General features: G+C 70.1%; 19 protein-coding genes. 7 read left to right on the top strand and 12 right to left on the bottom strand.

All coding sequences use genetic code 11. The annotated features are described in order from the left end of the window. Positions 1-20 precede the first annotated feature (20 nt). The 6 genes from NRB56_RS21485 to NRB56_RS21460 form a co-directional block, all read right to left on the bottom strand. Positions 21-1,694, bottom strand: coding sequence for a dipeptide ABC transporter ATP-binding protein (locus tag NRB56_RS21485; protein ID WP_153344912.1), 1,674 nt, complete (start codon positions 1,692-1,694; stop codon positions 21-23). Continuing rightward, the gene (locus NRB56_RS21480; RefSeq protein ID WP_153344910.1) at positions 1,691-2,608 is read right to left on the bottom strand and encodes an ABC transporter permease; all 918 of its coding nucleotides are present in this window, start codon (positions 2,606-2,608) and stop codon (positions 1,691-1,693) included. The genes NRB56_RS21485 and NRB56_RS21480 overlap by 4 nt, the downstream gene beginning before the upstream one ends. Then, complete coding sequence (locus NRB56_RS21475; protein ID WP_319943310.1) at positions 2,609-3,571, bottom strand: ABC transporter permease; 963 nt, start codon at positions 3,569-3,571, stop codon at positions 2,609-2,611. Next, positions 3,568-5,256: an ABC transporter substrate-binding protein gene (locus tag NRB56_RS21470; protein ID WP_153344908.1), complete on the bottom strand. Its 1,689-nt coding sequence runs from the start codon at positions 5,254-5,256 to the stop codon at positions 3,568-3,570. The genes NRB56_RS21475 and NRB56_RS21470 overlap by 4 nt, the downstream gene beginning before the upstream one ends. Positions 5,257-5,386: 130 nt before the next feature. Beyond that, positions 5,387-6,562 carry an acyl-CoA dehydrogenase family protein gene (locus NRB56_RS21465; protein WP_319943309.1) on the bottom strand — a complete coding sequence of 392 codons (1,176 nt, stop codon included), beginning with the start codon at positions 6,560-6,562 and terminating at the stop codon, positions 5,387-5,389. Next, entirely contained in the window at positions 6,559-7,746 is a 1,188-nt protein-coding gene (locus NRB56_RS21460; protein WP_153344906.1) for an LLM class flavin-dependent oxidoreductase, read from the bottom strand. Before NRB56_RS21460 ends, NRB56_RS21465 begins: the two co-directional genes overlap by 4 nt. 195 nt (positions 7,747-7,941) lie before the next feature. On the opposite strand from NRB56_RS21460, the gene NRB56_RS21455 reads away from it, so the two are divergent. Together NRB56_RS21455 and NRB56_RS21450 are read left to right on the top strand one after the other, a co-directional pair. Beyond that, the gene (locus tag NRB56_RS21455) at positions 7,942-8,820 is read left to right on the top strand and encodes a LysR family transcriptional regulator (RefSeq protein ID WP_153344904.1); all 879 of its coding nucleotides are present in this window, start codon (positions 7,942-7,944) and stop codon (positions 8,818-8,820) included. Beyond that, on the top strand, positions 8,820-9,677 hold the full coding sequence (locus tag NRB56_RS21450) for a sulfurtransferase (RefSeq protein WP_153344902.1): 858 nt from the start codon (positions 8,820-8,822) through the stop codon (positions 9,675-9,677). Before NRB56_RS21455 ends, NRB56_RS21450 begins: the two co-directional genes overlap by 1 nt. Positions 9,678-10,818: 1,141 nt before the next feature. Here NRB56_RS21450 and NRB56_RS21445 read toward each other — a convergent pair. Then, a complete protein-coding gene (locus NRB56_RS21445; RefSeq protein WP_153344900.1) occupies positions 10,819-12,165 on the bottom strand; it encodes an FAD-binding oxidoreductase in 1,347 nt (448 codons plus the stop codon). Positions 12,166-12,413: 248 nt separating this feature from the next. Between NRB56_RS21445 and NRB56_RS21440 the strand changes: the two genes are divergently transcribed. Beyond that, the gene (locus NRB56_RS21440; RefSeq protein ID WP_153344898.1) at positions 12,414-13,250 is read left to right on the top strand and encodes an SAM-dependent methyltransferase; all 837 of its coding nucleotides are present in this window, start codon (positions 12,414-12,416) and stop codon (positions 13,248-13,250) included. A 54-nt stretch (positions 13,251-13,304) separates the two neighbouring features. Here NRB56_RS21440 and NRB56_RS21435 read toward each other — a convergent pair whose 3' ends face one another. The 3 genes from NRB56_RS21435 to NRB56_RS21425 form a co-directional block, all read right to left on the bottom strand. Continuing rightward, complete coding sequence (locus tag NRB56_RS21435) at positions 13,305-14,147, bottom strand: VOC family protein (RefSeq protein WP_153344896.1); 843 nt, start codon at positions 14,145-14,147, stop codon at positions 13,305-13,307. Positions 14,148-14,247: 100 nt separating this feature from the next. Further along, positions 14,248-15,720 (bottom strand): hypothetical protein, encoded by a 1,473-nt coding sequence (locus NRB56_RS21430; protein WP_153344894.1) that lies wholly within the window; start codon positions 15,718-15,720, stop codon positions 14,248-14,250. 345 nt (positions 15,721-16,065) lie between these two features. Further along, the gene (locus tag NRB56_RS21425) at positions 16,066-17,490 is read right to left on the bottom strand and encodes a hypothetical protein (RefSeq protein ID WP_153344892.1); all 1,425 of its coding nucleotides are present in this window, start codon (positions 17,488-17,490) and stop codon (positions 16,066-16,068) included. Positions 17,491-17,973: 483 nt separating this feature from the next. Here NRB56_RS21425 and mtrA point away from each other — a divergent pair, with 483 nt between their 5' ends. Beyond that, positions 17,974-18,654: an MtrAB system response regulator MtrA gene (gene mtrA, locus NRB56_RS21420; RefSeq protein WP_319943356.1), complete on the top strand. Its 681-nt coding sequence runs from the start codon at positions 17,974-17,976 to the stop codon at positions 18,652-18,654. A 3-nt stretch (positions 18,655-18,657) separates the two neighbouring features. After that, positions 18,658-19,176, top strand: a complete 519-nt coding sequence (locus tag NRB56_RS21415; protein ID WP_153344890.1) for an SRPBCC family protein — start codon at positions 18,658-18,660, stop codon at positions 19,174-19,176. On the opposite strand, the gene NRB56_RS21410 is transcribed toward NRB56_RS21415, so the two are convergent. Together NRB56_RS21410 and NRB56_RS21405 are read right to left on the bottom strand one after the other, a co-directional pair. Next, entirely contained in the window at positions 19,173-20,519 is a 1,347-nt protein-coding gene (locus tag NRB56_RS21410; RefSeq protein ID WP_153344888.1) for a hypothetical protein, read from the bottom strand. The two genes, NRB56_RS21415 and NRB56_RS21410, sit on opposite strands and share 4 nt — an antisense overlap. 154 nt (positions 20,520-20,673) lie before the next feature. Continuing rightward, positions 20,674-22,233, bottom strand: a complete 1,560-nt coding sequence (locus NRB56_RS21405) for a PucR family transcriptional regulator (protein WP_153344886.1) — start codon at positions 22,231-22,233, stop codon at positions 20,674-20,676. A gap of 169 nt (positions 22,234-22,402) precedes the next feature. Here NRB56_RS21405 and NRB56_RS21400 point away from each other — a divergent pair, with 169 nt between their 5' ends. Together NRB56_RS21400 and NRB56_RS21395 are read left to right on the top strand one after the other, a co-directional pair. Then, positions 22,403-23,920, top strand: a complete 1,518-nt coding sequence (locus NRB56_RS21400) for a CoA-acylating methylmalonate-semialdehyde dehydrogenase (protein ID WP_153344884.1) — start codon at positions 22,403-22,405, stop codon at positions 23,918-23,920. Further along, the gene (locus NRB56_RS21395) at positions 23,913-25,241 is read left to right on the top strand and encodes an aspartate aminotransferase family protein (protein ID WP_153344882.1); all 1,329 of its coding nucleotides are present in this window, start codon (positions 23,913-23,915) and stop codon (positions 25,239-25,241) included. Before NRB56_RS21400 ends, NRB56_RS21395 begins: the two co-directional genes overlap by 8 nt. Positions 25,242-25,252: the final 11 nt, after the last annotated feature.

Here is a 25,252-nt window from a genome sequence, read left to right as displayed (position 1 = left end):
GGATTCCTTTCGTACGGTGATCAGCGGGCGGTGCGGCGGCCGGGGACGGCGGCCAGCAACCGGCGGGTGTAGTCGTCGGCGGGATCGCGGAAAATCGCTGCGGCCGAACCCGATTCGACCACTCGGCCGTTGCGGAGGACCGATACGGTGTGTGCGACCCGGGCGACGACCGCGAGGTCGTGCGAGACGAACAGATAGGTCAGGCCGAGATTCCGCTGGAGGTCGGTGAGCAGGGTCAGGATCTGGTCCTGCACCGAGACGTCCAGGGCCGACACCGGTTCGTCGAGCAGGACCAGTTCGGGTTCCAGGGCCAGAGCGCGGGCGATGGCGACCCGCTGGCGCTGCCCGCCGGACAGTTCCGCGGGCAGGCGGTCGCCGAACGCCCGCGGCAGGGCCACCCGGTCCAGCAACTCGTCCGCGCGGGCGCGGCGATCGGCGCGGCTGCCCACCCCGAACGACACCAGCGGTTCGATGATGCTGTCGCGCACCGAGAATCGCGGGTCCAGGGCAGCGTACGGATTCTGCTGCACCAGCTGGAAACGCCGCCGCAGCGGTCGCAGCGAGCGCCAGGACCGCCCGGTGATCTCGGTGCCGTCGAAACGCACCGAACCGGCGGTCGGCGCCGCCAGACCCATCGCGATGCGCAGCGCCGTCGACTTGCCGGAACCGGATTCACCGACGATCGCATGGGTGCGGCCACGATCCACGCGCACCGAGAGATCGTCGAGGGCGGTCACATTCGGCACCCCGCGCGGTGTGCGGAACTCCTTGCGGATGCCGCGCAGTTCCAGGATCGGTGCGGCGGTGTCGTCCGGAAGTGTTGTCGCGTAACGCGGTTCGAGGTCGCCGCCGGAGGCCAGCGCCGGCGACGCGGCGACGAGCCGCCGGGTGTAGGGGTCGCGGTCCGCGCTGTCCACGAGAATCTCGGCCGGCGTGCCGGATTCGACGACGCGGCCGTCGCGCAGCACCACCACGCGGTCGGCGCGGTCCGCGGCGACCGCGAGATCGTGCGTGATGATCAGCAACGCGGTACCGCTGTCACGCACCAGGGATTCCAGATGATCCAGGATGCGGGCCTGCACCGTGACGTCGAGGGCGCTGGTCGGCTCGTCGGCGATGATCAGATCGGGCTCGCCGGCCAGGGCGATCGCGATCAGCACGCGCTGCCGCTGGCCGCCGGACAGTTCGTGCGGGTACCGGCTCAGCCGATGGTCCGCATCGTCGAATCCGGCCCGGTGCAACAACTCTCGCACCTCGGCGGCGACCGCCGGGCCGCGCACGCCGCGCAGCCGGACCGCCTCGGCGACCTGCTGCCCGATCCGCTGGGTGGGGTTGAGACCCACCATCGGATCCTGCGGCACCAGGCCGACGGTGGAACCGCGCAGTCCGCGCAGCGTTCGCTCGGACGCGCCGACCACCTCGGTACCGCGCACGGCGATCGAGCCTCCGGTGATGCGGGCGTTGTCCGGCAGCAGGCCGATGATCGCGTGCGCGGTGGTCGACTTGCCCGAGCCGGATTCGCCCACCAGGGCCACGATCTCGCCCGGCCGCACCCGCAGGGTGAGGTCGTGGACGGCGGGCACGACGCTGCCGTCGCGCAGGTACCCGGCCGACAGACCGGTGATCGCGACGACCGGCGCGACCTCGGAATCGGTGGTCGCCGTGTGGGTTCCGCCGGTGGCGAGCGCGGTCATCGGCGCACCTCCGGCAGGGACTTGGCGATGTGATTGAGCGCCAGCACCGTCAGCACCACCACCGCACCCGGCACCAGCGACACCCAGGGCGCGGTGATCAGGAAATTGCGCCCGCCCGAGACCAGCGACCCCCACTCCGCGCGCGGCGGCGCCGCGCCGAAGCCCAGAAAGCTCAGTGCCGCAACGTAGATGATGGTGGTCCCGAAATCGAGAACGGCCAGCGACAACACCGGGCCCCACGAGTTCGGCAGCACGTGCCGCAGCAGCACCCGCGGCCAGGCCGCGCCACCGGCCCGCGCCGCCTCGACGTACGGCAGCGTCTTCACCCGCAGCACCTCGGCGCGGGTGGTACGGGCGAAGGCCGGCACACTCGCCACCCCCACCGCGATCGCGACCGGGACGGTGCCGAAACCCAGCGCGGTCACGATGGCCAGCGCGAACAGCAGGCCGGGTATCGCGAGCTGCACGTCCACCACCCGCATGATCACGGTGTCCACCCAGCGGCCGAAGAATCCGGACAGCAGGCCCAGGGTCAGGCCCCCGATCAGCGCGATGCCCACCGCGATCAACGCCGCCTTGACGGTCAGCTCGGACCCGTAGAGGGTGCGCGTCCACAGATCGCGTCCGACGTCGTCGGTGCCGAAGGGATGCGCGGCGCTCGGCGGCCGCAGCCGCAGCGCGGGCGCGGTCGCATACGGGTCCCGCGAGGTGAACACCCGCGGCGCGAAGGCCGCCACGACCACGAACGACACCAGAAGGATCGAGGCCACGAAGCCCGGCCGCCGGGCCACGCGGCGCACCACCGGGGGAATCCCCCGCCGGCGCGACGGCCGGGCCCGGCCCGGTCCGGCCGGACGATCGGCGCCGGGCCGGGGCAGCACCGGTGCGGTGGCGGCCGTGAGATCGGTTGCCATTCAGCTCACCTCGGCTTTCGCGATGTGGGTGATGCGCGGATCCAGCAGCGGGTAGAGCAGATCCACGATCAGATTCACCAGTACGAAACCGCCCGCGGCGATCACGACGATGGCCTGCACCACCGGAACGTCCTTGGCCAGCACCGCGTCCTGCGCCAGTCGGCCGATCCCGTTGCGGTTGAACACGTTCTCCACCACGATCGAACTGGTCACCGTGACGCCCACCAGCAGACCGAGAATGGTGAGCGCGGGCAGCGCCGCGTTGCGGAACGCGTGCCGCAACTGCACGGCGCCGCGGGACAGGCCCTTGGCCCGCGCGGTCACGATGTACTGCTCGGTCAGCGTCTGCTCGAAGCTGCGGCCCAGCACCTGGGCCAGCTGCGCCGCCGTCGGCAGCGCCATCGTGATCACCGGCAGCACAAGGTATTTCCAGCCGCCGCTGCCCGAGGACGGCAGCCAGCCCAGATCGAACGAGAAGTACTGGATGAGCACCAGCCCGACGAGGAAGCCCGGAATCGCGACACCCAGCGCCGGCACCCGGTCCAGCAGCAGGTGCAGCCAGCGGATCCGCACGAAGGCGGCCAGATACGCGAGCCCGGTGCCCAGCAGGACGGCGAGCAGGCCGGCGAAGGCGCTGAGTACCAGGGTGCCGCCGATCCGCGCACCGATCAGATGGCCCACCGGCACGCCCTTGGCGATCGAGAGACCGAAGTCGCCGTGCAGCGCGCCGGTCAGCGACGTCCAATACTGTTCCAGCAGCGGCCGATCCAGTCCGTACTTCGCCTTCGCCGCGGACAACTGCGGCCCGGTGAGCGAATCCGGTTCGATACCCGCGGCGCTGAGCTGGATCGAGACCGGATCGCTCGGCAGCAGGTAGAGCACCACGAAGGTCACCGTGAACGCCGCCCACAACACCACGGCCGCCTGCGCCACCCGGCCCGCGATGTAGCGCAGCAACGTCACGGCTGGATCCAGACGTCGTTGAGCGTCAGGAAACTCTCGGAGGTGAACCGGAATCCGTTGACCTTGTTGCGCAATCCGACGTACTGCACCCGCTCGTACAACGGCAGGCCGACACCCTCGTCGAGGAGCCGGCTCTGCAGATCCGCGTAGATCTGCTTGCGGCGATTCTCGTCGGTGGCCTGCCCGGCCGAGTTCAGCAGGTCCCGGACCCGCACGGCGGTGTCCGGCTTCTGCAGTGCGCGGGCCATCGCCTTCGAGTTCGCCAGCTGCTCGTTCAGGATGAATTGCAGCGCACCGGGATCCGCGCGGGTGAAGTAGTTCTCGATCAGGTCGTACTGGTTGTTCGCGACGACGGCGGTGCGCTCGGCCGCGGTCACGATCTTCTGCTGGACCTCGATGCCGACCTTGCGCAGCTGATCCTGGAACAGGTCCGCGCCGGGGCCGTGGGTGGTCAGTACCAACTGCACCGACAGCCGCTTACCGTCCTTGCTGCGGTACTGCTCACCGGGGGTCAGTTTCCAGCCGGCGGCGTCGAGGATCCGTGCGGCAGCCTCGGGATCGTAGGCCAGCTTGGCCGCCTGACTGCTGAAATACGGTGTGGTGCTGTCGAAATGACCCGCGACGACCGGATAGTCGGGGCCGTAGACGGCCGAGGCGTAGGTCTTCAGGTCGACCGCGCGGTACAGCGCCTGCCGCACCGCATCGTCGGCGAGCGGATGTCCGTCGGAGACGTTCGACCACAACGTGTACGACACACCGGGCAGCGGACGCGATTTCAGGTACGCACCCGAGGCGGTGATCAGTGTGCGGTCCTCGACGCTGAACGGGCTGCGCGGCCAGGCGACATCGATCTGGCCGCTGACCAGGTTGCCGGTCCGGACGCTGTCCTCCGCGACATAGCTGACCTGGATCTTGTCGAGGTAGGCCTCGCCGGTGTTTTTGCTCAGCGGCGAACCCCAGTGGTAGCCGGCCCGGCGGCTGAGCGTGACGCTCTGCTCCGGCACGTACTTGTCCAGGGTGAACAGGCCGGAGCCGGCGATGTCACCCTTGCACCGCTCCGCCGGGGTCTTCCGGAACGAGGCGGGCGACAGCAGCGCCAGATTCGTGGTCGAAGTCGCCTGCAGGAAGGAGGCATTGGGCTGGATGAAGTGGAAACGCACCGTGCTCGGGTCGACGACCGTGGTGTTGTCGAGGCCCACGATGTAGCTCGCGCCGAACGCGGTTCCGCCGGAACTGCGCACCAGATCCTGGAAGGCGTCGAAATTCGTCTTCACGGCCGTGGCGTCCAGAGGGGCGCCGTCGGCGAAGGTGACGCCGTCGCGGAGGTGGAAGGTGTAGTCCAGGCCGTCCGGACTGATCTCCCACTTGGTGGCCAGCCAGGGCACGATCTCGCCGGTGTCCGGGTTCTGGTCGGTCAGCGAATCGGCGAAATTGCGGATCAGCGAACGATGTTCGATCCAGTAGGTCTGGAACGGGTCGATGCAGAGGAATGCGGTGTTGTCGGGCCAGAAGGCGATGTTCAGAGTGCCGCCGCGGACCGGGTCCTTGCCCTCGCCGCTGGGACCGCTGGCCTGGTCACCGCCGCTGCCGCAGGCGGCGGCCAGCAGGGTCAGCGCGGCGGCGGCAGCGGCCGCGGCTCGTCGTCCGATCCGCCGGCGGCGGGTGGCACGCGTGGTGATGTTCATCGCGGAAGCAGTTCCTCGGTTCGGGCGGGGTGGCACCCCGGTTCGGTGACAACGGTTGTCGCGGTGTGGGTTTCGTGACCGCGCCGGGACTTCGCAGGCGCGGTGACGGTTTCGCGGACGGGGCGGGAGGTCAGGGAGCCGGACGTAGGACGGCGCGGCCGGCGGCCAGGACCGCGGCGTCCTCCTGCGGCGGGTGCACCCGCACACACAGGACGTCGCGCAGGTGCCGTTCCAGGTCGTTGTGCCGAGTGAGGGCCGCGTTGCCCAGCGCCGCGACGGCGGTCTGCACGGCCGCCACCACCGAACGGGCGATCTGCGCCTTGATCAGCGAAAGCCGATGCGGCACGGGCGGTTCGCCCGCGGCCAGCAGGGCGAGCGTGCCGAAGAGCAGGGTCTCCGCCTGCACGATCTGCGCCTCGATCTCGCCCGCCACCGTCTGGATGCGCTCGGTCTCGGCGATCGGGCGGCCCAGCGCGGTCGGTATCCGGGTGCGCGCGAAATCGGCGAAGGCGGTGCGCGCCGCGCGAGCGACACCGACGTAGAGCGCGACGTGCCCGAAGGAGGTCGGGCCCGCCGCGACCGCCGGATCCCGGTACACGCCGTCGGTGAACGGGATCTCGGCGAAGTTCGCCGATGGCACAGGGACATCGGCGTATTCGACGTCGTGCGTGTTGGAGGCGCGCAGACCCAGGTGGTCCCAGGTCTCGTGCCAGGTGATGCCGGGTGCGTCGGCGGGTACCAGCAGATGCGCGACGCGGGGCGGGTTCTCGTCGGTGACGGCCCACACCACGTGATAGGCCAGTGCGGTGCCGCCGGTGGCGAAGGTCTTGCGGCCGTTGAGGATCCAGCCGTCGGCGGTGCGGCGGGCGACCGTGGCGGGCAGTCCGCCGCGCGCGGGCGCGCCCAGTTCCGGCTCCGCGCGGATCGCGTTCACCAGCGCCGGGGCCACCGCCGAGCGGCGCACCAGGTCGGTGTACACGTCGTCGGGCCAGATGCCGTGCGCGGCCTGGGTCTGATGCGTGTTGAGGTTGTTGGCCGCGATCAGCGCCACCGACGGATCGCCCGCGCCGAGGGCGATCAGGATGCGCGCCAGCCCGATCGGGTCGACGGCGGGGCCGCCGTATCGCGCGGCGACCGTCGCGGTGAGGTAGCCGCCGCGGTGCGCGGCCGCCAGACCGGCTTCGGGAATCGCCCCGCTGCGATCGTATTCCCTTGCCGTGGCGGCGATCTCGGTGGTCAGCGCGGTCAGCGCGGGCTCGGACAGATCGGGTACGGTCAGGACCTGATGATCCGTGGCGGTGCTCACTGGTGGCCCGCCGTCGCGAGGGCGCCGGGATGGTCGGCCTGCAGGCTGCCACGGCGGCCGGTGGCCTTGCGGTGCGCCAATTCCTGCCGGACCAGCGGCAATACGTAGCGGCCGTAGTCGACGACGTCGTTGAGGGTGTCGTAACCGCGGATCGAGACCAGGCTCGCCCCCAGATCGATGTAGTCGACGATGGCCGCGGCAACCGTCTCCGGGGTGCCGACCAGAGCGGTGGACGCGCCGTTACCGTTCGTCGCCGCCGCGGTGCGCGTCCACAGGGCGCGATCGTAGACCTCCTGGCGCCGGGCGAAGTCCAGTGCGCGCTGGGAGCCGACGTTCTGCGGTTCGCCCTTGAAGCCCAACCGGTGGGTGGCCTCCTGGAAGGTGCGGGCGATCCGCTCGACGTACTCCTGCGCCTTCGACCACGCCAGGTCCTCGGTGCGATCGATGATGGGGCGGAACGTCACCCAGATCCGCGGCCGGTCGGCGCGGCCGGCCGCGGCGGCGATGCCGTGTACCCGATCGATCTGAGACCTGATGTCCGCCAGCGGTTCTCCCCAGAACGAGAAGATGTCGGCCTGCGCGCCACCGATCTCGAAGGCGGCATCGGACTGCCCGCCGATGGAGATCGGGATCGGCCCTGCGTAGGGCGGGAAGCCCGGACCGAACCCGTCGAACCGGTAGTGCGCGCCGGCGTGCGAGAAGGGCGCGGTCTCGGTCCAGGACCGGCGCAGAATGTCGATGAATTCGCTGGTGCGCGAATATCTTTCGGTCTTGTCCAGGTAATCGCCCTGCCTGGCCTGTTCGGTGTCGCTGCCACCGGAGATCAGGTGCACCACCGCCCGGCCCGTGGTGAGTTGATCCAGCGTCGCCAGCTGCTGGGCGGCGACGGTCGGGAACACCGTGTTCGGGCGTACCGCCACGATCGGCTTCAGCCGTTCCGACAGCTGCCCCACCGCCGAGGCCAGCACGAACGAATCCGCGCTGTTCGAAGCGTAGGGCAGCAGGGTGGCGTCGAATCCGCCGTCCTCCAGCGTCCGCACGTAGCGGCGCACGAAGGCGAGGTCGATCCCGCGACTGGGCAGCGGGTTCAGTTCGGTGGACGGATTGGTGTGGGTGAGGCTGATGAATTCCACCTCCGCGGCGGCGGTGGCGGGCACGTCCGCCGGGGCGGGATCGACGGTCATGAGGGTCCTCTTCCGGTCTGCTCGCTCGATGCAGGACGCAATGTTAGGGAGCTCCGCAGGGCGGCAACATATTTCGAATCAGCCCTATAGATAAATTTCGCCGATAGCAACCGATAACGGAAAGTCCGATCGGTACTTTCGGATCTGCCTGAGTGCAAGGGTTTCGCGGCGGCGTGAGCGGACGAGAATTCGACCATGCCGGAACCCCTGGATCTGACCCATCTGCGCACGCTGGTGGCGATCGCCGAAACCGGCGGTTTCCGGCGCGCCGCCGACGCCCTGCACCTGAGCCAGCCGACGGTCAGCCAGCATGTGCGGCTGCTGGAGCGCCGGCTCAAACTCCCGCTGGTGGAGAAGGACGGCCGCGGCTCCCGCTTCACCGCCGACGGCGAACGCCTGGTGGTGGAGGCCCGGAAGCTGCTGGCCGCGCACGACAGCGTGCTGGCCCGGTTCGCGCCGGCGGATCCGCGGCGCATCACCATCGGCTCGACCGAACACGCCGCCGACGGGCTGCTGCCGCAGTTGCTGAGCGTACTGCGGGCGGCCTATCCGGACGTATATCTGCATTTCCGGATCGAACGGTCCACCGCGCTCACCGACGCCGTGCTGAAGGGCACCCTGGATCTGGCGGTGGTGCTCGGCGGTAACGGCGACCCGGTCGGCACCGAGGTGGGCACACTGGGCCTGCGCTGGGTGGCCGGACCGCACTGGCAGCCGCCGGCGGTGCCGGGCCCGATCTCGCTGGTGGCCTTCGAGGAGCCGTGCGGGCTGCGCCGCCGCGCGGTGCAGCGGCTCACGGAGATCGGGTTCGAGGTGTCGGTGACCGCCGAATCCGGCAGTCTGGACGGTGTGCTGGCCGCGGCGCGGGCCGGACTCGGCATCGCCCTGCTACCCTTCCACACCGCCATCCCCGACGGCGTCGCCGAGGTGCGCGGCCTGCCCGCGATGGGCTCGGTCGACGTCCGGCTGGTGGCCCGGCGCGGGCTGGGCAGCGGTATCGAGGCCACCGCTGTCGCGGCGATCGCCGCGCACTACCGTCCCACATCCGACCGACAGCTTCGAGGAGTCGCGTAATGCCTTCCCGCCCGGACACTCTCATCACGGCCGCCGAGCTCGCCGAGCGGCTCGGCAGCGGGACCCCGACCGGCGTGCTGGACGTCCGCTGGCAGCTGGACCGCCCCGACGGCCGGGAGGCGTACGCGGCGGGCCATATTCCCGGCGCCGTCTACGTGGACCTGGACACCGAACTGTCCGATCACGAGGTGACCGGCCGCGGCCGCCACCCCCTGCCCGCCGGCGCGGCCCTGCAGGCGGCGGCCCGGCGCTGGGGCCTGCGCCGCGACGTCCCGGTCGTGGTGTACGACAACTGGAATCGCGCCGGCTCCGCGCGCGCCTGGTGGGTGCTGCGCGCCGCCGGGCTCACCGAGGTGCGGATCCTCGACGGTGGCCTGGCCGCGTGGATCGCCGGGGGTCACGCACTCGCCACCGGGACCGAGGAGCCCACGGTCGGCGATGTCGAGATCGGTTACCCCGACCTGTATTCCGGTGCGGCGCCGACGTTGACCGCCGACGAGGCCGCCGCGCTCGCCACCACCGGGGTCCTGCTCGACGCCCGTGCCCCGGAGCGCTTCCGCGGCGAGGTGGAACCGGTGGACCGCGTCCCCGGCCACATCCCCGGCGCCCGCAACGTCCCCAGCGCCTCGGTCCTCGACGAGAACGGATTCTTCCGTCCCGCCGCGGAATTGGAGAACATCTTCGCCGAGACAAAGGGCGCGGACCAGGTCGGCGCCTACTGCGGCTCAGGCGTCACCGCCGCCGTCGACCTCGCCGCCCTGCGCATCCTCGGCATCAACGGCGCACTGTTCCCGGGCTCCTGGTCACAGTGGAGCTCGGAACCGGATCGCCCGGTCGCAGGCGCGAATACGCACTGAGCCCACGACGGCCGCTCCACAGCACAACCGACCCCGCCACACCACCATGCCACCCAGCAGACTCACCGCATCAGCACCCCCTCCGATCACCCTTTCCGCCGCCGCAAGTACCCCACTCCCCGTGACCCGGTCACCATTTAGCAGCCGCACGCACCCCACTCCCCGTAGCCGGGTCACCATCAGCAGCCGTACGTACCCGACTCCCCCGTGGCCCGGTCACCCCTTAGCGGCCGTACGTACCCCATTCCCCGTGGCCCGGTCACCGTTTCGCGGCCGTACGTACCCGACTCCCCGTGGCCCGGTCACCGTTTCGCGGCCGTACGTACCCGACTCCCCGTGGCCCGGTCACCGTTTCGCGGCCGTACGTACCCGACTCCCCGTGGCCCGGTCACCGTTTCGCGGCCGTACGTACCCGACTCCCCGTGGCCCGGTCACCGTTTCGCGGCCGTACGTACCCGACTCCCCGTGGCCCGGTCACCGTTTCGCGGCCGTACGTACCCGACTCGCCGTGATCCGGTCACCATTCCGCAGCCGCACGTGCCCCTGTTGCCGGGGCCCGGTCACCATTTCCGCAGCCGTACGTACCCGACTCCCCGTGGCCCGGTCACCGTTCCGCAGCCGTACGTACCCCACTCCCCGCGACCCCGTCACCGTTACGCAGCCGTACGTACCCCACTCGCCGTGATCCGGTCACCATTCCGCAGCCGCACGTGCCCCTGTTGCCGGGGCCGGGTCACCATTTCCGCAGCCGTGTGTACTCCACTCCCCAGGACCCGGTCACCATTTCCGCAGCCGTAACCCGCACCTTGGGTGTCGGTCACCGATACGCAGGGGTAGCGCTCCTGTTCGCGGCCCGGTCCGATCCTGGACTGACGGAGGCGGGGGAGCGAAGCGGAGGAGCCGGAGGAGGGAAGGATCGGGCCCGCAGGGCCGCGAACCCGCCGGAGCGAAGCGGAGGCCAAAAACACAGCCCGTCACCCCCAAGCAGCCCCAACACCAAACCCCGCCCCCAAACAAAGCCGCACACCCCACCTCACACCCCGCCACCGGCCACCGCGGCCCGCCGGACCGGCACCGCCGCGCTCGCCCTGCATCCTCAGCACCAACGGCCCACCGTGGCCTAGACTCTGCCCCGCCCGGCTCAGAAAACCTTGCCCGGGTTGAACAATCCGGCGGGATCCAGCGCACGGCGGATCGACCGCTGGACTTCCAGTGCCGCCGTGCCCTGTTCGCGTTCCAGCCACCGGCGCTTGAGGACACCGACGCCGTGTTCGCCGGTAATGGTGCCCCCGAGTTCCAGTGCGGTGGCGAAGATCTCGTCGGCGGCCGCGGTGGCGCGGCCCTCGGCGGCCGGGTCGTCGGCGGGTACCACGATGATCGGGTGCAGGTTGCCGTCGCCGGCGTGACCGAAGGTGTGGATGCGGCTGTCGTGCCGCCGCGCGATCTCGGTGATCCGCTGTACCGCTGCCGCGATGGCCGAGCGTGGTACAGCGATGTCCTCGATCAGCACTCGGCCGTGGCGTTCCAGTGCGGGCAGGGCGGCCCGCCGGACTGCCAGCAGCTGATCGGCGGTCGCGGGGTCGGTGCCCACCTCGACCCGGGAAGTGAACTGCCGGAACGTATCCGCGACCAGCCGAGCCTCGGCGCGGGCGCCGAAACCGTCGGTCTGCGCGACCACGAAGGCCCCCGCCGCACGCTCCTCGATGCCGAGCAGATCCCGTGCCTCCCGCAGCGACGCCTCGTCCAGCAGTTCCAGCAGCGCCGGCCGTACCCGGGCCGCGATCACCGCCGACGCCGCGGCGGCCGCATCGGTCACATCGGCGAAACTCGCTGCGACGGTGACGGTGTCGACCGGGACGGGCTGTAGCCGGACCGTCGCGGCCACGATCACGCCGAGGGTGCCCTCCGATCCGGTGAAGAGACGGGTGATATCCAGCCCCGCAACACCTTTGACGGTGCGCCGGCCGGTGTGCAGCAGCCGGCCGTCGGCGAGCACCACGCTCAGCCCGAGCACCGCGTCGGCGGTGACCCCGTACTTCACACAGCGCAGTCCACCCGCGGCGGTGGCGATGTTGCCACCGATCGTGGAGATCGCCGCGCTCGCCGGATCCGGGGCGTAGCGGAGGCCGAATTCGGCTGCGGCGGTGTCGAGTACGGCCGCCGAGACGCCGGCCTGCACGACGGCCAGCTCGTCCGCGGGGGCGATCTCCAGGATGCGGTCGAGGCCCGTGACATCGAGCACGAGGGTGCCCGCGCCCGCGCAGGCGCCACCGGCGAGTCCGGTGCCCGCCCCACGTACGACCACCGAAAGTCCTTGTTCGGCAGCGTATCCCACCGCGTGTCGGACGTCGTCGACGTCGGCCGCGCGTACCAGCACCGCAGGCGCGCCCCCCGGGACGTGCCCCGAACGGTCCACGCGGTACCGCTCGGGAATCAGGGCGCCAACCAGCACCTCGCCGGTGATCGCGGCCAGGCTCGCACGGCTCATCGATGTCCTCCATGTCGCGGTCCTACCGGGAACAGCGACCCATCCTCACCGTGCCGCGGCTCGCGCACCAGGGTTGTACCGATCGTGATTCCGGACCGGTCGCCGTCGCGATCCGTGATCGGAGGGCCTCATGTTCCGCACAGCGGGCGCACAACCTCCGGGAATGTCGGCGGTAGTTCCGCGCGAAAGCCGGAGATGCGCGAGACTTGACAGCAATGTCGCAACAGAAGATGCCAGGGGAGTTCCCGATGTCATCGCAATCGCCGGTCACATATCCGAGCGTCGCGCCCGTGGGGGTGGACATCTCGCGAGCGAGCATCGCGCGAGTTTACGATGCCTTCCTCGGCGGCAAGGACAACTTCGAGATCGATCGCCAGGTCTTCGAGAACGTCAAGAAAGTGGCGCCGGGCGCGGCCGAATTGGCCCTCGCCAACCGGGATTTCCTGATCCGGGCGGCGAGATTCCTCGTGCAGAAGGCCGGTATCCGGCAGTTTCTGGATCTCGGCTCCGGCCTGCCGACCGCGGAGAACACCCATCAGGTGGTGCAGCGTATCGCGCCGGCCGCGCGGGTCGTCTACGTCGACAACGACCCGATGGTGCTGGCCCACGCCCGGGCGCTGCTGGAGGACAACCCGGACACCTCGATCGTCACCGCCGACATCTTCCGGCCGCTGGAAGTCCTCGGTCACAACATCATCCGGGACGAACTGGATTTCGACAGTCCGGTCGCGCTGTTCCAGATCGGAACTCTGCACCATTATCTCGGCGACGATACGGCGGCATTGATGCAGACCTACATCGATGCGCTCGCACCCGGCTCCTACGTGGCGATCTGCCATTTCCACGATCCCGAGGTGCCCGAATTGACCGAATTGGCCGAGCAAATGGAGGACAAGTTCATCCACAGCCCGATGGGTAGCGGACGTTTTCGTACCCTGCCGGAGATCGAGGCGATGTTCGGCGATCTGGAAATGGTGCCGCCCGGTCTGGTCGCCGCCGACGATTGGTGGCCTACCGGGCCGCATCTGGAACCGCTGTCACCCGTCCGCCGCTGCGTCCTCGCCGGGGTCGGCCGCAAGAAGTAGCCGCTGGGAAAAGCGGCGGCCGCAACCTCGGATTCCGCGGCCGCGCTTGCTCGTTCAGGACGGCGGCGTGAATTGGCTCGCGGTGAACGTCGCGCCCTGCGGATCGCGGACGACAGCGTCCCTGGTCCACCCGGTGTCGGCGGCCGACACTACGACGCCGCCCAGACGCGCGGCGGCAGAAGCGGTTTCGTCGCGGTCGGCCACGGTGAACGCGACATGCCAATGCGGCGCCTCCCCCTGCGGCAGGGGCGCCACCCAGCCGATCGCGTCGGCGAAGCCCGGCGGCACCATGTCACCGGATTGGCGTTCGCGGATATCCGGGTCGACGGTCGCGGCGAGATGGTCACCGTACCCGGGGCGGCGGATCATCGTCGCGAAGCCGAGGTCATCGATCGACCAACCGAAAACCTCGGTGTAGAAGGCCCGCGCCGCGGCCGGGTCGGCCGTGTGGAGATTGCTGAAATTCCAGGCCCCGGGCACATTGACGAGCTGCGCCCCCGGCCTCCGCTTGGCCTGCCACAGTCGGAACCGGGCACCGGCCGGATCCGCGCAGACCGCGGAGATCCCGCCCTCACCGGCGGGGGCGGGCGGCGTGACGACGGACCCACCGGCCGCCACCACTAGCGCGGCGGCCGCCTGCGCGTCGTCGACGGCGACGTAGGTGTTCCACCGCGCCGGGCCGGAGCCCGCCGCCGGGTCGGCGGGACCGCCGATTCCGGCGACGTCCGCGCCGTCCAGTTGTGCGATGACGTAACGCGAGGGTGCGGACGGCGGCGTCGCGTCCGTGAAGGTCCAGCCGAACAGGTTGCCGTAGAACGTTTTCGCGGCCTCGACATCACCGCATTCCACATCGATCCACGACGTCACACCAGCGGGGTAGGTCCGCACCTCGGCCATTCGAGCCTCCTTCGGTCTCGGCTCACGACCATAGACCCGGGCACCGACAAGTCACGCGGGTCACCGGACGGTCCACCGGTGCGGCGTCACGCCCGGCCGCTCACACCGGTTGCCGCTGGGTCGGTTCGCCGGCCTCGGTGTCGGTGACCGTGGGCGGGCGCGGCGCGAGGTTCCGGCGGCCGCCGCCGAGTCCGTCGCCACCGTGCGCGCCCGGCGGAGTCGCGGTCGCGAGTCCGGCCGGATTGTCGGCATCCGCCCAGGTTTCGCGTTGCAGGACGAACCGCGATCCGTGGTGGGAGATCAGCGTGACATCCTCCAGGCCCGGGATGTGTTCCTCGGAACGCACCGCGTCCGAACCCCTTCCGGTGGCCCGGATCTCGCCACCCACCGCGAGCGCGCCGATGATCCCGTCGACGTGCAGGGTGGCCAAACCGTCGCCGCTGGTGTGGATTTCGCCGCCGACGAACAGGGCCTCGATCGCACTGCCCGGATCGATCCGCAGGGCCGAGGCCGTCGGCGGGGACTGGTCCGGGTAATGGCCCGCGAACGCCTCGCCGCCGTGCGTGCACAACGTCTCGATGATCTCCAGACGCCGTAGCCGGCAACCGATTCGGGCGCCGATCGACCCGTCGCCGTGGGTGACGATGGTGGTGAAGGTCGCCTCCCCCATCGACCCGCATTCCAGATCGAATCCGGTCGCCCGGTGGCCGAACGTCTCCAGCGGTCCCAGGAATTCCAGCCGGGTGACCGCCCCTCGGTTGCGAAATCCGCTGCCGCCGGTGCCCTTCGACATCACCGGGCCCTGCACGGTCCACTGCGCCACCTCGCCCCAGTTGTCGAAGGCGAGATCGTTGTGGCCGTAGGTGGTCACCGGCCCGGCGGCCACCACCTGCCCGATCTGGGCGCCGGACAGCACCAGCAGGCCACCCCCGATCAGATCGGTGGTCGTCGGCGGGATATGACCGTCGGCGTGGATCTCGTTGGTGCGCAACCGTTTCACGCCCAGCGTGCCGCCACCGGGAACGCCGCAGACCAGGACCCCGCACCCGTGGATCGGATGTTCGGCGGTGCCGGCGCCGATGTCGAGCAGATCCGCGGTGACGACCACCTCCGGGTCGGCGCTGCGATTCCACAGCGTGAACGCGCCCTGGATGGTCTCCACCCCGTAGCCCGACGGCCGGTCGGCCCGTCCGCGCACATCGGCCTCGTCGACGCGCAGGCCCTCGACCCGGAGGTGCCCGCCGCGCACGCGACCGCCGACGGTGAAGGCGACCTGCCCGACGGTGCGCACCTGCCGCAGCCACAACGTGCCGAAATCCTCGATCTCGAGGTCGTTGTACACCGCGACCTCGTCGACCGGCGTCACGACGGCGACGTCGTCGAGGATGTTGTCGCAGGTCAGGCGCACTCCCTTGCCGCCGAAGCAGAGGGTCCCGCCGGTCAGCGTCACCCCCGGGGCCAGCGTGATCCGGGGAACCCCGCAGATCGTGCCCAGCACCTCGATCACATCGAACCGGCGCTCCACCGCGTCCAGCAGTGCCGCGACCGTCGCGACAGTCTTCGACGTGCTCATGACAGCGGCGCATCCGGACGCTCGAACGACCGCGTGATCCGGCCCGGGAAACTCACGGGCAGCGCTGCCGCGATGACGACGGAAAAATCGTTATCGTTCATCCGGAACTCCGATCGTGCAAAGAATGCGGATGTGGACGTTCGGACCGTCGTCGGCCCGTGCACGGTGACATCGAGAGGGGTTCCGTGGCCCGCACAATTGCGCGGCCGATCGACCCGGTTCGGATGTACTGCCGGAGGTGCTGCCTTTCAGGGGATTCGACGAGCTTCGTTGTCGAACCTAACACCGGGCATCGTCGCGGTACATGGCTCGATGCATTGTGGTAGCCCTCATGAAACCCCGCCGTTACCCCTCCCGCGAGGTATCTCCGAGCGGGTCCGAGGGCGGGTCGCCGAGGCCGAAATTCGATGGCAGCACACCGGTTCGGCGATATTTGCCAAAAGATTGCTCATCGTTTCCGCGACGGATGTGCTGACGCGAGTGCCGGTGCCGGACCGTGGCCAGCGACCCCGGTGCGCGCCACCGATCGATCAGTGCGACACCGAGCCCGCAACCGGCCGCGACGCCCGCCGCGACCAGCCCCGGCGCCGACTGGTGCGACACGTCGGTGGAGCGGTACCAGTACGGCGAGTACGCCAGCCGCCCGAAGTCCCGCCCGCGCATGGCCATTCCCGCCGACGGCACCACCAGCACCGACAGCGCGAGCACGATGCTGGTCGGATACAGCGGCGTGGCGGACGCGAAACAATATCCGACGACGAAAGTCGCGGCGCCGCAACCGAGCACGGGCAGCAGGAACCCGCGCGGCTCGGCGATCGGGGCCGCGCTGCCCGCCAGCGCGAGCGCGATCACCAGCACGACCGCCACCCCGGGCGACGGCCGCCGGTACCCGGCGTACAGGCCCAGGGCCAGCGCCGCGATCGGCACGGGCAGCGCCCGGTCCGGCCGCGGCACCAGGATCAGGGTGCTGCCGGCCGCGGAGAACGCCACCGCGAGCAACAGCGGTATACCCTCCCGGCCGGGGAGCACCACCGCGGCCACGACGGCGGCCAGTACCACCAGGACGACGGCGGTGACCGTTACCGGCACCCGGTCACCCGAGCGGACCAGCCACTCCGAGGTCCACAGCACCCCGGGAATGGCAATCCCGGCCGCCAGGATCGGTCCCATCGGGATCAGCCCGAGCGGGCTGCTGATCGACTCGGTGCCGTGCCGGTGGATCGCGATGCTCACCACCAGCAGCACCGCCACGGCGGCGACCGCGAACACCGACGGCGCCTGCAACACCACCAGATCGCTCGGCGACATGCCGCCCTTGTCGGCCGGCGACTCGGCCAGATCACCGAGTTCGGCGCCGAGCAGCCCGCCGAACAGATAGGCGGCGGCGGTCCGGCGGCGCCGCCACGCGACCGCGCCGACGGCGCCCAGCAGCAGGCCGCCGAAGAACGAGTCCAGGTAGTTCAGCGTCGACAGCACCTCGCTGCCGGCGGTCCGCAACAGCAGCCGGTCCACCACCAGCACCAGCGCCGCGACGATCGCGCCGATCCGGCCGGCGGTGTTGCCGAGCGTGACGGTCACCGCCGCGGCGATCACCGCCGCGAACGAACCGGCCGCGGTCGCCCGGGGGACGTCGAAGAGCATCAGATTCACCTGCAGCGGCCGGTCGTGAGCCATCCAGGCCGATTTCAGGGGGATCGTCAACGTCAGTCCGGCGACCGCGGCCGCGGACCACACGGTGATCGTGTCGAGGACGTCGCGTACCGCGCGCACGAAACCGACGCTACCGGGCTACCATGATTTGCCCATCATTTGCCGTACTATCGGTACGGAATTGATCCACCGAATATCATTTCTGTCGAAATAAAGTAACGACTCGGGATCAAATAACCGCTCCGGACGTGTTTTGTATCGCCGGAGGTTGCCTGAACTCGGGTAACGAAACTAGCGTCGGTCACGACCTGGACATATTCGCCACCGCCGGTCCGGGTACGGAGGGAATGACCCGATACGAAGCGCGGCAGACAGAATGGAGTCGGTGTGAGTCAACAAATCCGTCCCGGCACGCCCCGGTATCTACCGGATTACACGAAGTACGCGGAAACCGCGGAACCGGCAGGTCCCGATGTGATGCTGCGGACCGCGACCGAACCGCGACCGGTCGAGGATCTCGCCCGCGGCAGCATCCGCATCACGCATCGCCCGCAGATCCGCACCGCGATCGACGCCGGGCCGGATCGCAATCGCGACCGTCAGGTGAAACCGCGGATCCTGATCGTCGACGATGATCTGGCACTGACGGAAATGCTCACCATCGTGCTGGGCAAACAGGGATACGAGCCCTACGCGATCAACAACGGCGCACAGGCGCTGGACGCGGTCCGCGATCTGCGGCCCGATCTGGTGCTGCTGGATCTGATGTTGCCGGGAATGAACGGCGTAGACGTCTGCCGCACCCTGCGCGGCGAATCGGTCAATGTGCCGATCCTGATGCTCACGGCCAAGACCGACACGATCGATGTGGTCGTCGGCCTGGAATCCGGCGCGGACGACTACGTCGCCAAGCCGTTCAAGCCGAAGGAGCTGATCGCCCGGGTCCGGGCCCGGCTGCGGCGCGCCACCGACGAGCCGATCGAGCAGCTGACCATCGGGGACGTGGACATCGACGTGCCGGCGCACAAGGTCACCCGCGGCGAGCGGATGATCTCGCTGACGCCGATCGAATTCGATCTGCTGGTCACCCTGGCCCGCAAGCCGAATCAGGTGTTCACCCGCGAGATGCTGCTGGAACAGGTCTGGGGGTACCGGCATTCGGCCGACACCCGGCTGGTCAACGTGCACGTGCAGCGACTGCGCGCCAAGCTGGAGAAGGATCCGGACAATCCGGAGATCGTCGTCACGGTGCGCGGGGTCGGTTACAAGGCCGGCCCACGGTAGCCGATGTCCGACTACGACACCTGGATCGTCGGCGACAGCAATGCCGTCACCTTCGACGCCCCGGCCCACGCCGTGTTCGATCTCGTGACCCAGGCCAGGTTCTGGCCGGAATGGCACGTGTCGAGTCACGGCATCGCCGGGGTGACCCAGCGGCCCTATCGGGTCGATGACATCGTCTACGAATTCGGGCAACTCGACGACGGCACCGAACACCATCTGGTGTGGCGGTGCGTCGCACAGGAATACGGCCGGGACTCCCTGCTGGTGGAGGAGACCCTCGGCGTCGGCCTGCGATATCGGCTGGTCGAGGACGACGCCGGGCACACCACCTTCACCCGGGACACGCTGTACCACCCGGGCTCGGCGCACGACGCGCACGCCCGCGCGCTGATCGCCGAGGCCAGCGCCGCGAGCGTGCTGGGTATCCACCGGCACGTCGGCCGGTTGCTGGCCCGGGAACGCGACAGCCTGCGGTCGGCGCCCACCGCCGCGGCGGCCGCGCTGTACCGGCCCGTCGTCTAGGCGAACTTGCCGCCCGGCGCCCGGCCGGGCAGCCGCTGGACATGGCCCACGGTGACCGGCCGCAGCTGGTGGATCAGCAGGATCCCGAGCGTGCACGCGAACGTGAGCGCGATGGCCGTGACCGGCGGCAGTAGGCCCTCGGTAGCGTTCGGATCCCGGTACCAGCTCGGCGAGTAGCCGACCGTACCGTTCTCCTGCCCGCGCAACGCCACGATCATGCAGGGCGCCACCAGCACCACGATGCCCAGCACCATGCCCGAGACAGTGTGCGGCACGGCCGCGCCGAAACCGTAGCCGAGCACGAATGCCGTTGCGACACAACCGATCGCCGGCAGGAAGAGATAGGTGTGGGCGATGCCGCAGGTGAACGCGGCGTAGACCGCGAGGGCGACGGTCAGCCCCGCGGCGACCAGCGGCATCGACCGGCGGCGACCGGCCAGGAAGCCGAGCGCCACGATGACGATCGTCAGCGGCCAAGTCCAGCTCGGATGGGGTACCGCGACCACCGCGCTGCCGGCCGCGGCCAGCGCGGTGGCCAGCAGGATCAGGGTGCCGTCGCGGCCCGGCAGCAGCAGGGCCGCGACCACCGCCGCCCCGGCCAGCGCCACGACGCCGCCGATGATGCCGGCGGCGCCCAGCTCGTAGCGGGCGGTCCATTCCGAGGTGGTCGTGACCACGCTGAGCATCAGCGCGCCGGCCAAGATCGGCACCAGCGGGATATTGCTGATCACGGTGCTCTCCGGCACGATCGGCGCCTGATTGCGATGCCAGTACAGGCCCGCGCCGAGCAGCGCCACGGCCAGGATCGACACCCCCAGCGGCGGGGCGCCGGCCAGTACCCAGCGCCAGCGCGACACCGTCTCGCCGGCCTGCGGCGTCTGGAGCTGATCACCGATGACGATCCCGGACAGGATGCCGACGGTGTAGGCGGTGCCGACCCCGGGCCGCCGCAGCGTCGCCGCGGCCAGGGCGCCGATCAGGATGCCCGCCATCACGCATTCGATGAAGTTGACGATGGCCAGGGAGCCGCTGCTCACCGAGCCCGCCACGACGGCCGCGCAGATCAACAGCACCAGGGCGCACGCGAACGAGGCGCTCCAGGCCACCCGCGCGCCGAAGATCACCACGTAGACGGCCGCCACGACGGCCAGCATCGCGCCGGCCGCCGCCGAGCGCGGCGCGTTCAGCACCGTCAGGCTGACCTCCAGCGCCGAGGTGTTGCCCATCATCCGCGGGTCCAGCGGGACCATCAACGACATCCCGGCCACCACCGCGCCGCAGAACGCGGCGGCACTCTCCACGATTCGCCGGGCCTGGAACCCGGTAGCCGGCGCAGTCGTCACGCGGCACCTCTCCTTCCGGTACTGCCGCCCGGAAGTACTACCGTCCGGAAGCTCGGCAGATCTTCAGACAACACGACGCCGCCGGTGGCCACAACGACGGAAACCGTTCTGTGACAATGGATCAACCGGTCGTTATCGACCCGATTCGGCCCGGCTACGGGCGGTGTAGCATCTCGTCGGCTATCACTGCCAGATGCAGGGACACCCGGATGTCGGGATCGTCCAGATCCACGCGCAGCAGCGCGGCGATCTTCGCCAGCCGGTCGTAGAACGCCGGGCGGGACATGCTGAGACTGGCGGCGGCCTCGGACTTGTTGCCGGGGTAGCGCAGCAGCGCACGCAGCGCGGCCATCAGGTCGCCCGCGTAGCGCTGGTCGTACTCGCGCAGCGGGCGCAGCTCGCGATCGACGAACAGGCTCAGCCGCTCGTCGTCCCCGAGCACGGTCAGCAGACCGCGCACGTGCACGTCGTCGATGCGGTGGACCAGCCGGTCCGCGGCCTCCTGCGGGACCGATTCGGCCACGTGCCGGGACTCCTTCAAGGTACGGTCGGCCAGATCGATCCGCGTCACCGTCCGGCCGACGCCGAACACCACCGGTTGCCGGCGGGCCACCCGCTCGGCCAGTTCGTCGACGATCGCGCGCGCGTCGGCGTCGGCGGCGATCGACAGCAGGGCCCGGATCTCCCCCTCGACCGTCGCGACCAGGGCGGGCACGGCCGATTCGTGCGCGGCGCGCACCAGCGCGGCGATCACGTCGTCGGCCAGCGAGGACGGCGGGCCGCCGGGCCGGTCCATCGGCAGCACCGGGCGCACGGCCACCCCGACGAAGACCCGGCCGGTCACCGGCAGGCCCAGCAGTTCGCAGCGCTGAGGCAGATCGGGAGCGTCGGGATCGGTCAGGACGGCCAGCAGCAGTTCGTGGTGGGTGCGGCGGACGAGCCCGCTGCGGTTCTGGTCGTGCAGCCGGTACATGGCCAGGGCGGCCGCGGCCCGCTCGATCATCGCGATCAGCCGCTGCGGCGGCGGGCCGGGCACCTGCAGCACCAGCCGGCCCCAGCCACGGTCACGGCGGCCCAGCCGGGTCACCAGCCAGCCGTCGGCCTCGTGCCAGAGCGTGCGACTGGTGGTCTCGACCGCGCGCGAACGGGCCTGCCAGTTGGCGAGGAAACCGGCGATATCGGCGCTGCCGGAGCGATAGTCGACCACCCGGTGCTGCTCGTCCTCGAGGACCACCGCGGCGGCGGACAACTGCTGCACCGCGTCCAGGATCTGAGCCGGGCCCGCCTCGGCGATGCTCAATTCGGTGAAGGTGTCGTGCACCCGCTGCGCCTCGCGCAGTTCCTCGAGCTGTTCCTCCACGATGCGCTCCCCCACCGACTGGGTCACCGCCGCGAAACTGGTCTCCCGGGCCAGCACGATCAGCGGCAGCCCGCGCGACTCGCAGGCCAGCACGAGCGGGTGGGGTACCGCCGTCCAGCGCCGGCCGAGCTCCACGACCAGGCCCGCGACGCCCCGGGCCACCAGGCTCGCGACGAACTCGTCCAGGCCCGACCGGCTGCCCGGCAGCGCGATACCGGTCGTGAGGACCAGGTCACCGGACCGCAACAGGGGTGCCACGTCCGCGAGTTCGGTGGCGTGCACCCAGCGCACCTGGCCCCCGGCACCGGACCGGCCGGCGACCAGTTCGGCCCCACCGGCCCGCAGCACCGGCATGCGGAGTACATCGCGAATTGTCAGCAATCGAACACCGGCCTGCATACTGTCGGAATATCGGGATCCGATCCTACAGTCTGTCTCTCGCGCCGCGGCCCGCGGCCGACGACAATCGAGCACGGTAGGACCGTCCGCGCGATGTCTCGCGATACAGGGAGAGAGCCCGCTCATGAGCAATCCGATCGTCCACTGGGTGGATGGCGCCGAATTCACGGGAACCGCCGACAACTGGGCGGATGTCACCAATCCGGCCACCGGCGTGGTGAGCGGCCGGGTCGCCCTGGCGAACGAGGCCGACGCGCAGGCCGTCATCGACGCGGCCGTGCGGGCGGCCGCGGGCTGGGCCGGCACCTCGCTGGCCCGCCGCACCCAGGTGATCTTCGCGTTCCGCGAGCTGCTCAACGCGCGCAAGGACGAACTCGCGCAGCTGATCACCGCCGAGCACGGCAAGGTGCACTCCGACGCGCTCGGCGAGATCGCCCGCGGCCTCGAGGTCGTCGAATTCGCCACCGGCATCGCGCATCTGCTCAAGGGCGGGCAGTCGCCGAACGTCTCCACCGGGCACGACGTGCACTCGCGCCGCGAGCCGCTGGGCGTGGTCGGCATCATCAGCCCGTTCAACTTCCCGGCCATGGTCCCGATGTGGTTCTTCCCGATCGCGCTGGCCGCGGGCAACGCCGTGGTGCTGAAGCCGTCGGAGAAGGATCCGTCGGCGGCACTGTGGCTGGCGAGGCTGTGGCAGGACGCGGGCCTGCCCGACGGCGTGTTCAACGTGCTGCAGGGCGACAAGACCGCGGTCGACGCGCTGCTGACCAGCCCGGACATCAAGGCGATCAGCTTCGTCGGCTCGACCCCGATCGCGCGGTACGTGTACGAGAACGCCGCCCGCAACGGCAAGCGGGTGCAGGCCCTCGGCGGCGCCAAGAACCACATGGTCGTGCTGCCCGACGCCGACCTGGACCTGGCCGCCGACGCCGCGGTCAACGCCGGCTTCGGCTCGGCCGGCGAGCGCTGCATGGCGGTCTCGGTGCTGGTCGCCGTCGATCCGATCGGCGACGAACTGATCGCCAAGATCGCCGAGCGCACCAACCGGGTCGTGGTCGGCGACGGCACCAAGGGTTACGCGGAGAAGGAGGCGGACATGGGTCCGCTGGTCACCCGCGCGCACCGGGACAAGGTGGCGAGCTTCATCGAATCCGGGGAGAAGGCCGGCGCGAAGGTCGTGGTCGACGGCCGCGAGGTGCGGGCGCGCGGCGGCGCGGACGGCTTCTGGCTGGGCCCCACCCTGTTCGACAACGTCACGCCGGACATGGACATCTACACCGAGGAGATCTTCGGACCGGTGCTGTCGGTGGTCCGCGTCGGCACCTACGACGAGGCGGTGGCGCTGATCAACGCCAACAAGTACGGTAACGGCACCGCGATCTTCACCAACGACGGCGGCGCGGCCCGGCGCTTCGAGCAGGACATCCAGGTCGGCATGATCGGCATCAACGTGCCGATCCCGGTGCCGGTGGGCTACTACTCGTTCGGCGGCTGGAAGGCCTCGCTGTTCGGTGACTCGCACGCCTACGGTCCCGAGGGTGTGCACTTCTACACCCGTGCCAAGGTGGTCACGACCCGCTGGATCGATCCGTCGAACCGCCCCGAGGGCGGCCTGAACCTGGGATTCCCACGAAATGTCTGACTTCGAGACCCTCACCAAGGACGCCGCTCGCGCCTACGAGCTGGACCAGCGGCACGTCTTCCATTCGTGGCTGGCCCAGGAGGGCCGGACCCCGATGGTCGTCACCAGGGCTGAGGGCTCGTACATCTGGGACGAGAACGATGCCAAGCTGCTGGATTTCACGTCACAGCTGGTGTTCACCAACCTGGGGCACCAGCATCCGCGGATCGTGCGGGCGATCCAGGAGCAGGCGGCCGTTCTCGCCACCGTGGCGCCCGGCTACGTCAACGGCACCCGGTCCGAGGCCGCGCGGCTGATCGCGTCGCACACCCCCGAGGGCCTGGACCGGATCTTCTTCACCAACGGCGGCGCCGACGCCAACGAGCACGCCATCCGGATGGCCCGGCTGCACACCGGCCGGCCGAAGGTGTTGTCGCGGTACCGCTCCTACCACGGCGGCACCCAGCTCGCGGTGAACGTGACCGGCGACTGGCGGCGCTGGGCCAACGACCAGGCGGCCCAGGGCGTGGTGCACTTCTTCGGCCCGTACAGCTACCGCAGCGCCTTCTCCTCGACCGGTGAGGAGGAGGAATGCCGGCGCGCGCTGGAACATCTGGAACGGGTGATCGAGCTGGAGGGCCCGGCCACCATTGCCGCGATCATCCTCGAATCGGTGCCCGGCACCGCCGGCATCATGGTGCCTCCGCCCGGCTACCTGCGCGGGGTGCGGGAACTGTGCGACCGGCACGGAATCGTGTACATCGCCGACGAGGTGATGGCGGGCTTCGGCCGCACCGGGAAGTGGTTCGCCACCGAACACGGGCCGATCGTCCCGGACCTGCTCACCTTCGCCAAGGGGGTGAACTCGGGGTATGTGCCGCTCGGCGGCGTCGCGATCAGCGATCCGATCTATCGGACCTTCGCCGGCACGGTGTATCCCGGTGGCCTGACCTACTCGGGTCATCCGCTGGGGTGCGCGGCCGCGGTCGCCGCCATCGGGGCGATGGAGGACGACCGGGTGGTCGAGCACGCCGCGGCGCTGGGCAAGGAGGTCTTCGGACCTGGCCTGGCCCGGCTCGCGGAACAACACGAGTGGATCGGCGAGGCCCGGGGCGTGGGCGCGTTCTGGGCGGTGGAACTGGTCGCCGACCCGGCCACCCGGGAACCGCTGGACGCGGCCACCATCGGCCGGATCGTCGCGGCCTGCCGGGAAGGTGGGCTGTTGCCGATGGTGAACGCCAATCGCCTGCACCTGGTTCCGCCGCTGACCGCGTCCACCAGCGAGGTGACCACCGCACTGGAGATCCTGGACCGGGCGTTGACCTCGGTCTCGGGCAGCTGAACCGAGCGGGC

Source organism: Nocardia aurantia, from assembly GCF_009604425.1.
Taxonomy (GTDB): domain Bacteria; phylum Actinomycetota; class Actinomycetes; order Mycobacteriales; family Mycobacteriaceae; genus Nocardia; species Nocardia aurantia.
Note: the sequence above shows the minus strand (reverse complement) of the source record. Positions and strands in the feature narration are given on the sequence as shown.

What these genes read in the sequence shown, in the direction of transcription:
- NRB56_RS21405 (WP_153344886.1), bottom strand. Translation starts at nt 22,233, where the DNA reads ATGCCGGTGCTGCGGGCCGGTGGGGCCGAACTGGTCGCCGGCCGGTCC.
- NRB56_RS21450 (WP_153344902.1), top strand. Translation starts at nt 8,820, where the DNA reads ATGCCTTCCCGCCCGGACACTCTCATCACGGCCGCCGAGCTCGCCGAG.
- NRB56_RS21485 (WP_153344912.1), bottom strand. Translation starts at nt 1,694, where the DNA reads ATGACCGCGCTCGCCACCGGCGGAACCCACACGGCGACCACCGATTCC.
- NRB56_RS21415 (WP_153344890.1), top strand. Translation starts at nt 18,658, where the DNA reads ATGTCCGACTACGACACCTGGATCGTCGGCGACAGCAATGCCGTCACC.
- NRB56_RS21440 (WP_153344898.1), top strand. Translation starts at nt 12,414, where the DNA reads ATGTCATCGCAATCGCCGGTCACATATCCGAGCGTCGCGCCCGTGGGG.
- NRB56_RS21445 (WP_153344900.1), bottom strand. Translation starts at nt 12,165, where the DNA reads ATGAGCCGTGCGAGCCTGGCCGCGATCACCGGCGAGGTGCTGGTTGGC.
- NRB56_RS21470 (WP_153344908.1), bottom strand. Translation starts at nt 5,256, where the DNA reads ATGAACATCACCACGCGTGCCACCCGCCGCCGGCGGATCGGACGACGA.
- NRB56_RS21480 (WP_153344910.1), bottom strand. Translation starts at nt 2,608, where the DNA reads ATGGCAACCGATCTCACGGCCGCCACCGCACCGGTGCTGCCCCGGCCC.
- NRB56_RS21460 (WP_153344906.1), bottom strand. Translation starts at nt 7,746, where the DNA reads ATGACCGTCGATCCCGCCCCGGCGGACGTGCCCGCCACCGCCGCCGCG.
- NRB56_RS21455 (WP_153344904.1), top strand. Translation starts at nt 7,942, where the DNA reads ATGCCGGAACCCCTGGATCTGACCCATCTGCGCACGCTGGTGGCGATC.
- NRB56_RS21395 (WP_153344882.1), top strand. Translation starts at nt 23,913, where the DNA reads ATGTCTGACTTCGAGACCCTCACCAAGGACGCCGCTCGCGCCTACGAG.
- NRB56_RS21435 (WP_153344896.1), bottom strand. Translation starts at nt 14,147, where the DNA reads ATGGCCGAGGTGCGGACCTACCCCGCTGGTGTGACGTCGTGGATCGAT.
- NRB56_RS21430 (WP_153344894.1), bottom strand. Translation starts at nt 15,720, where the DNA reads ATGAGCACGTCGAAGACTGTCGCGACGGTCGCGGCACTGCTGGACGCG.
- NRB56_RS21400 (WP_153344884.1), top strand. Translation starts at nt 22,403, where the DNA reads ATGAGCAATCCGATCGTCCACTGGGTGGATGGCGCCGAATTCACGGGA.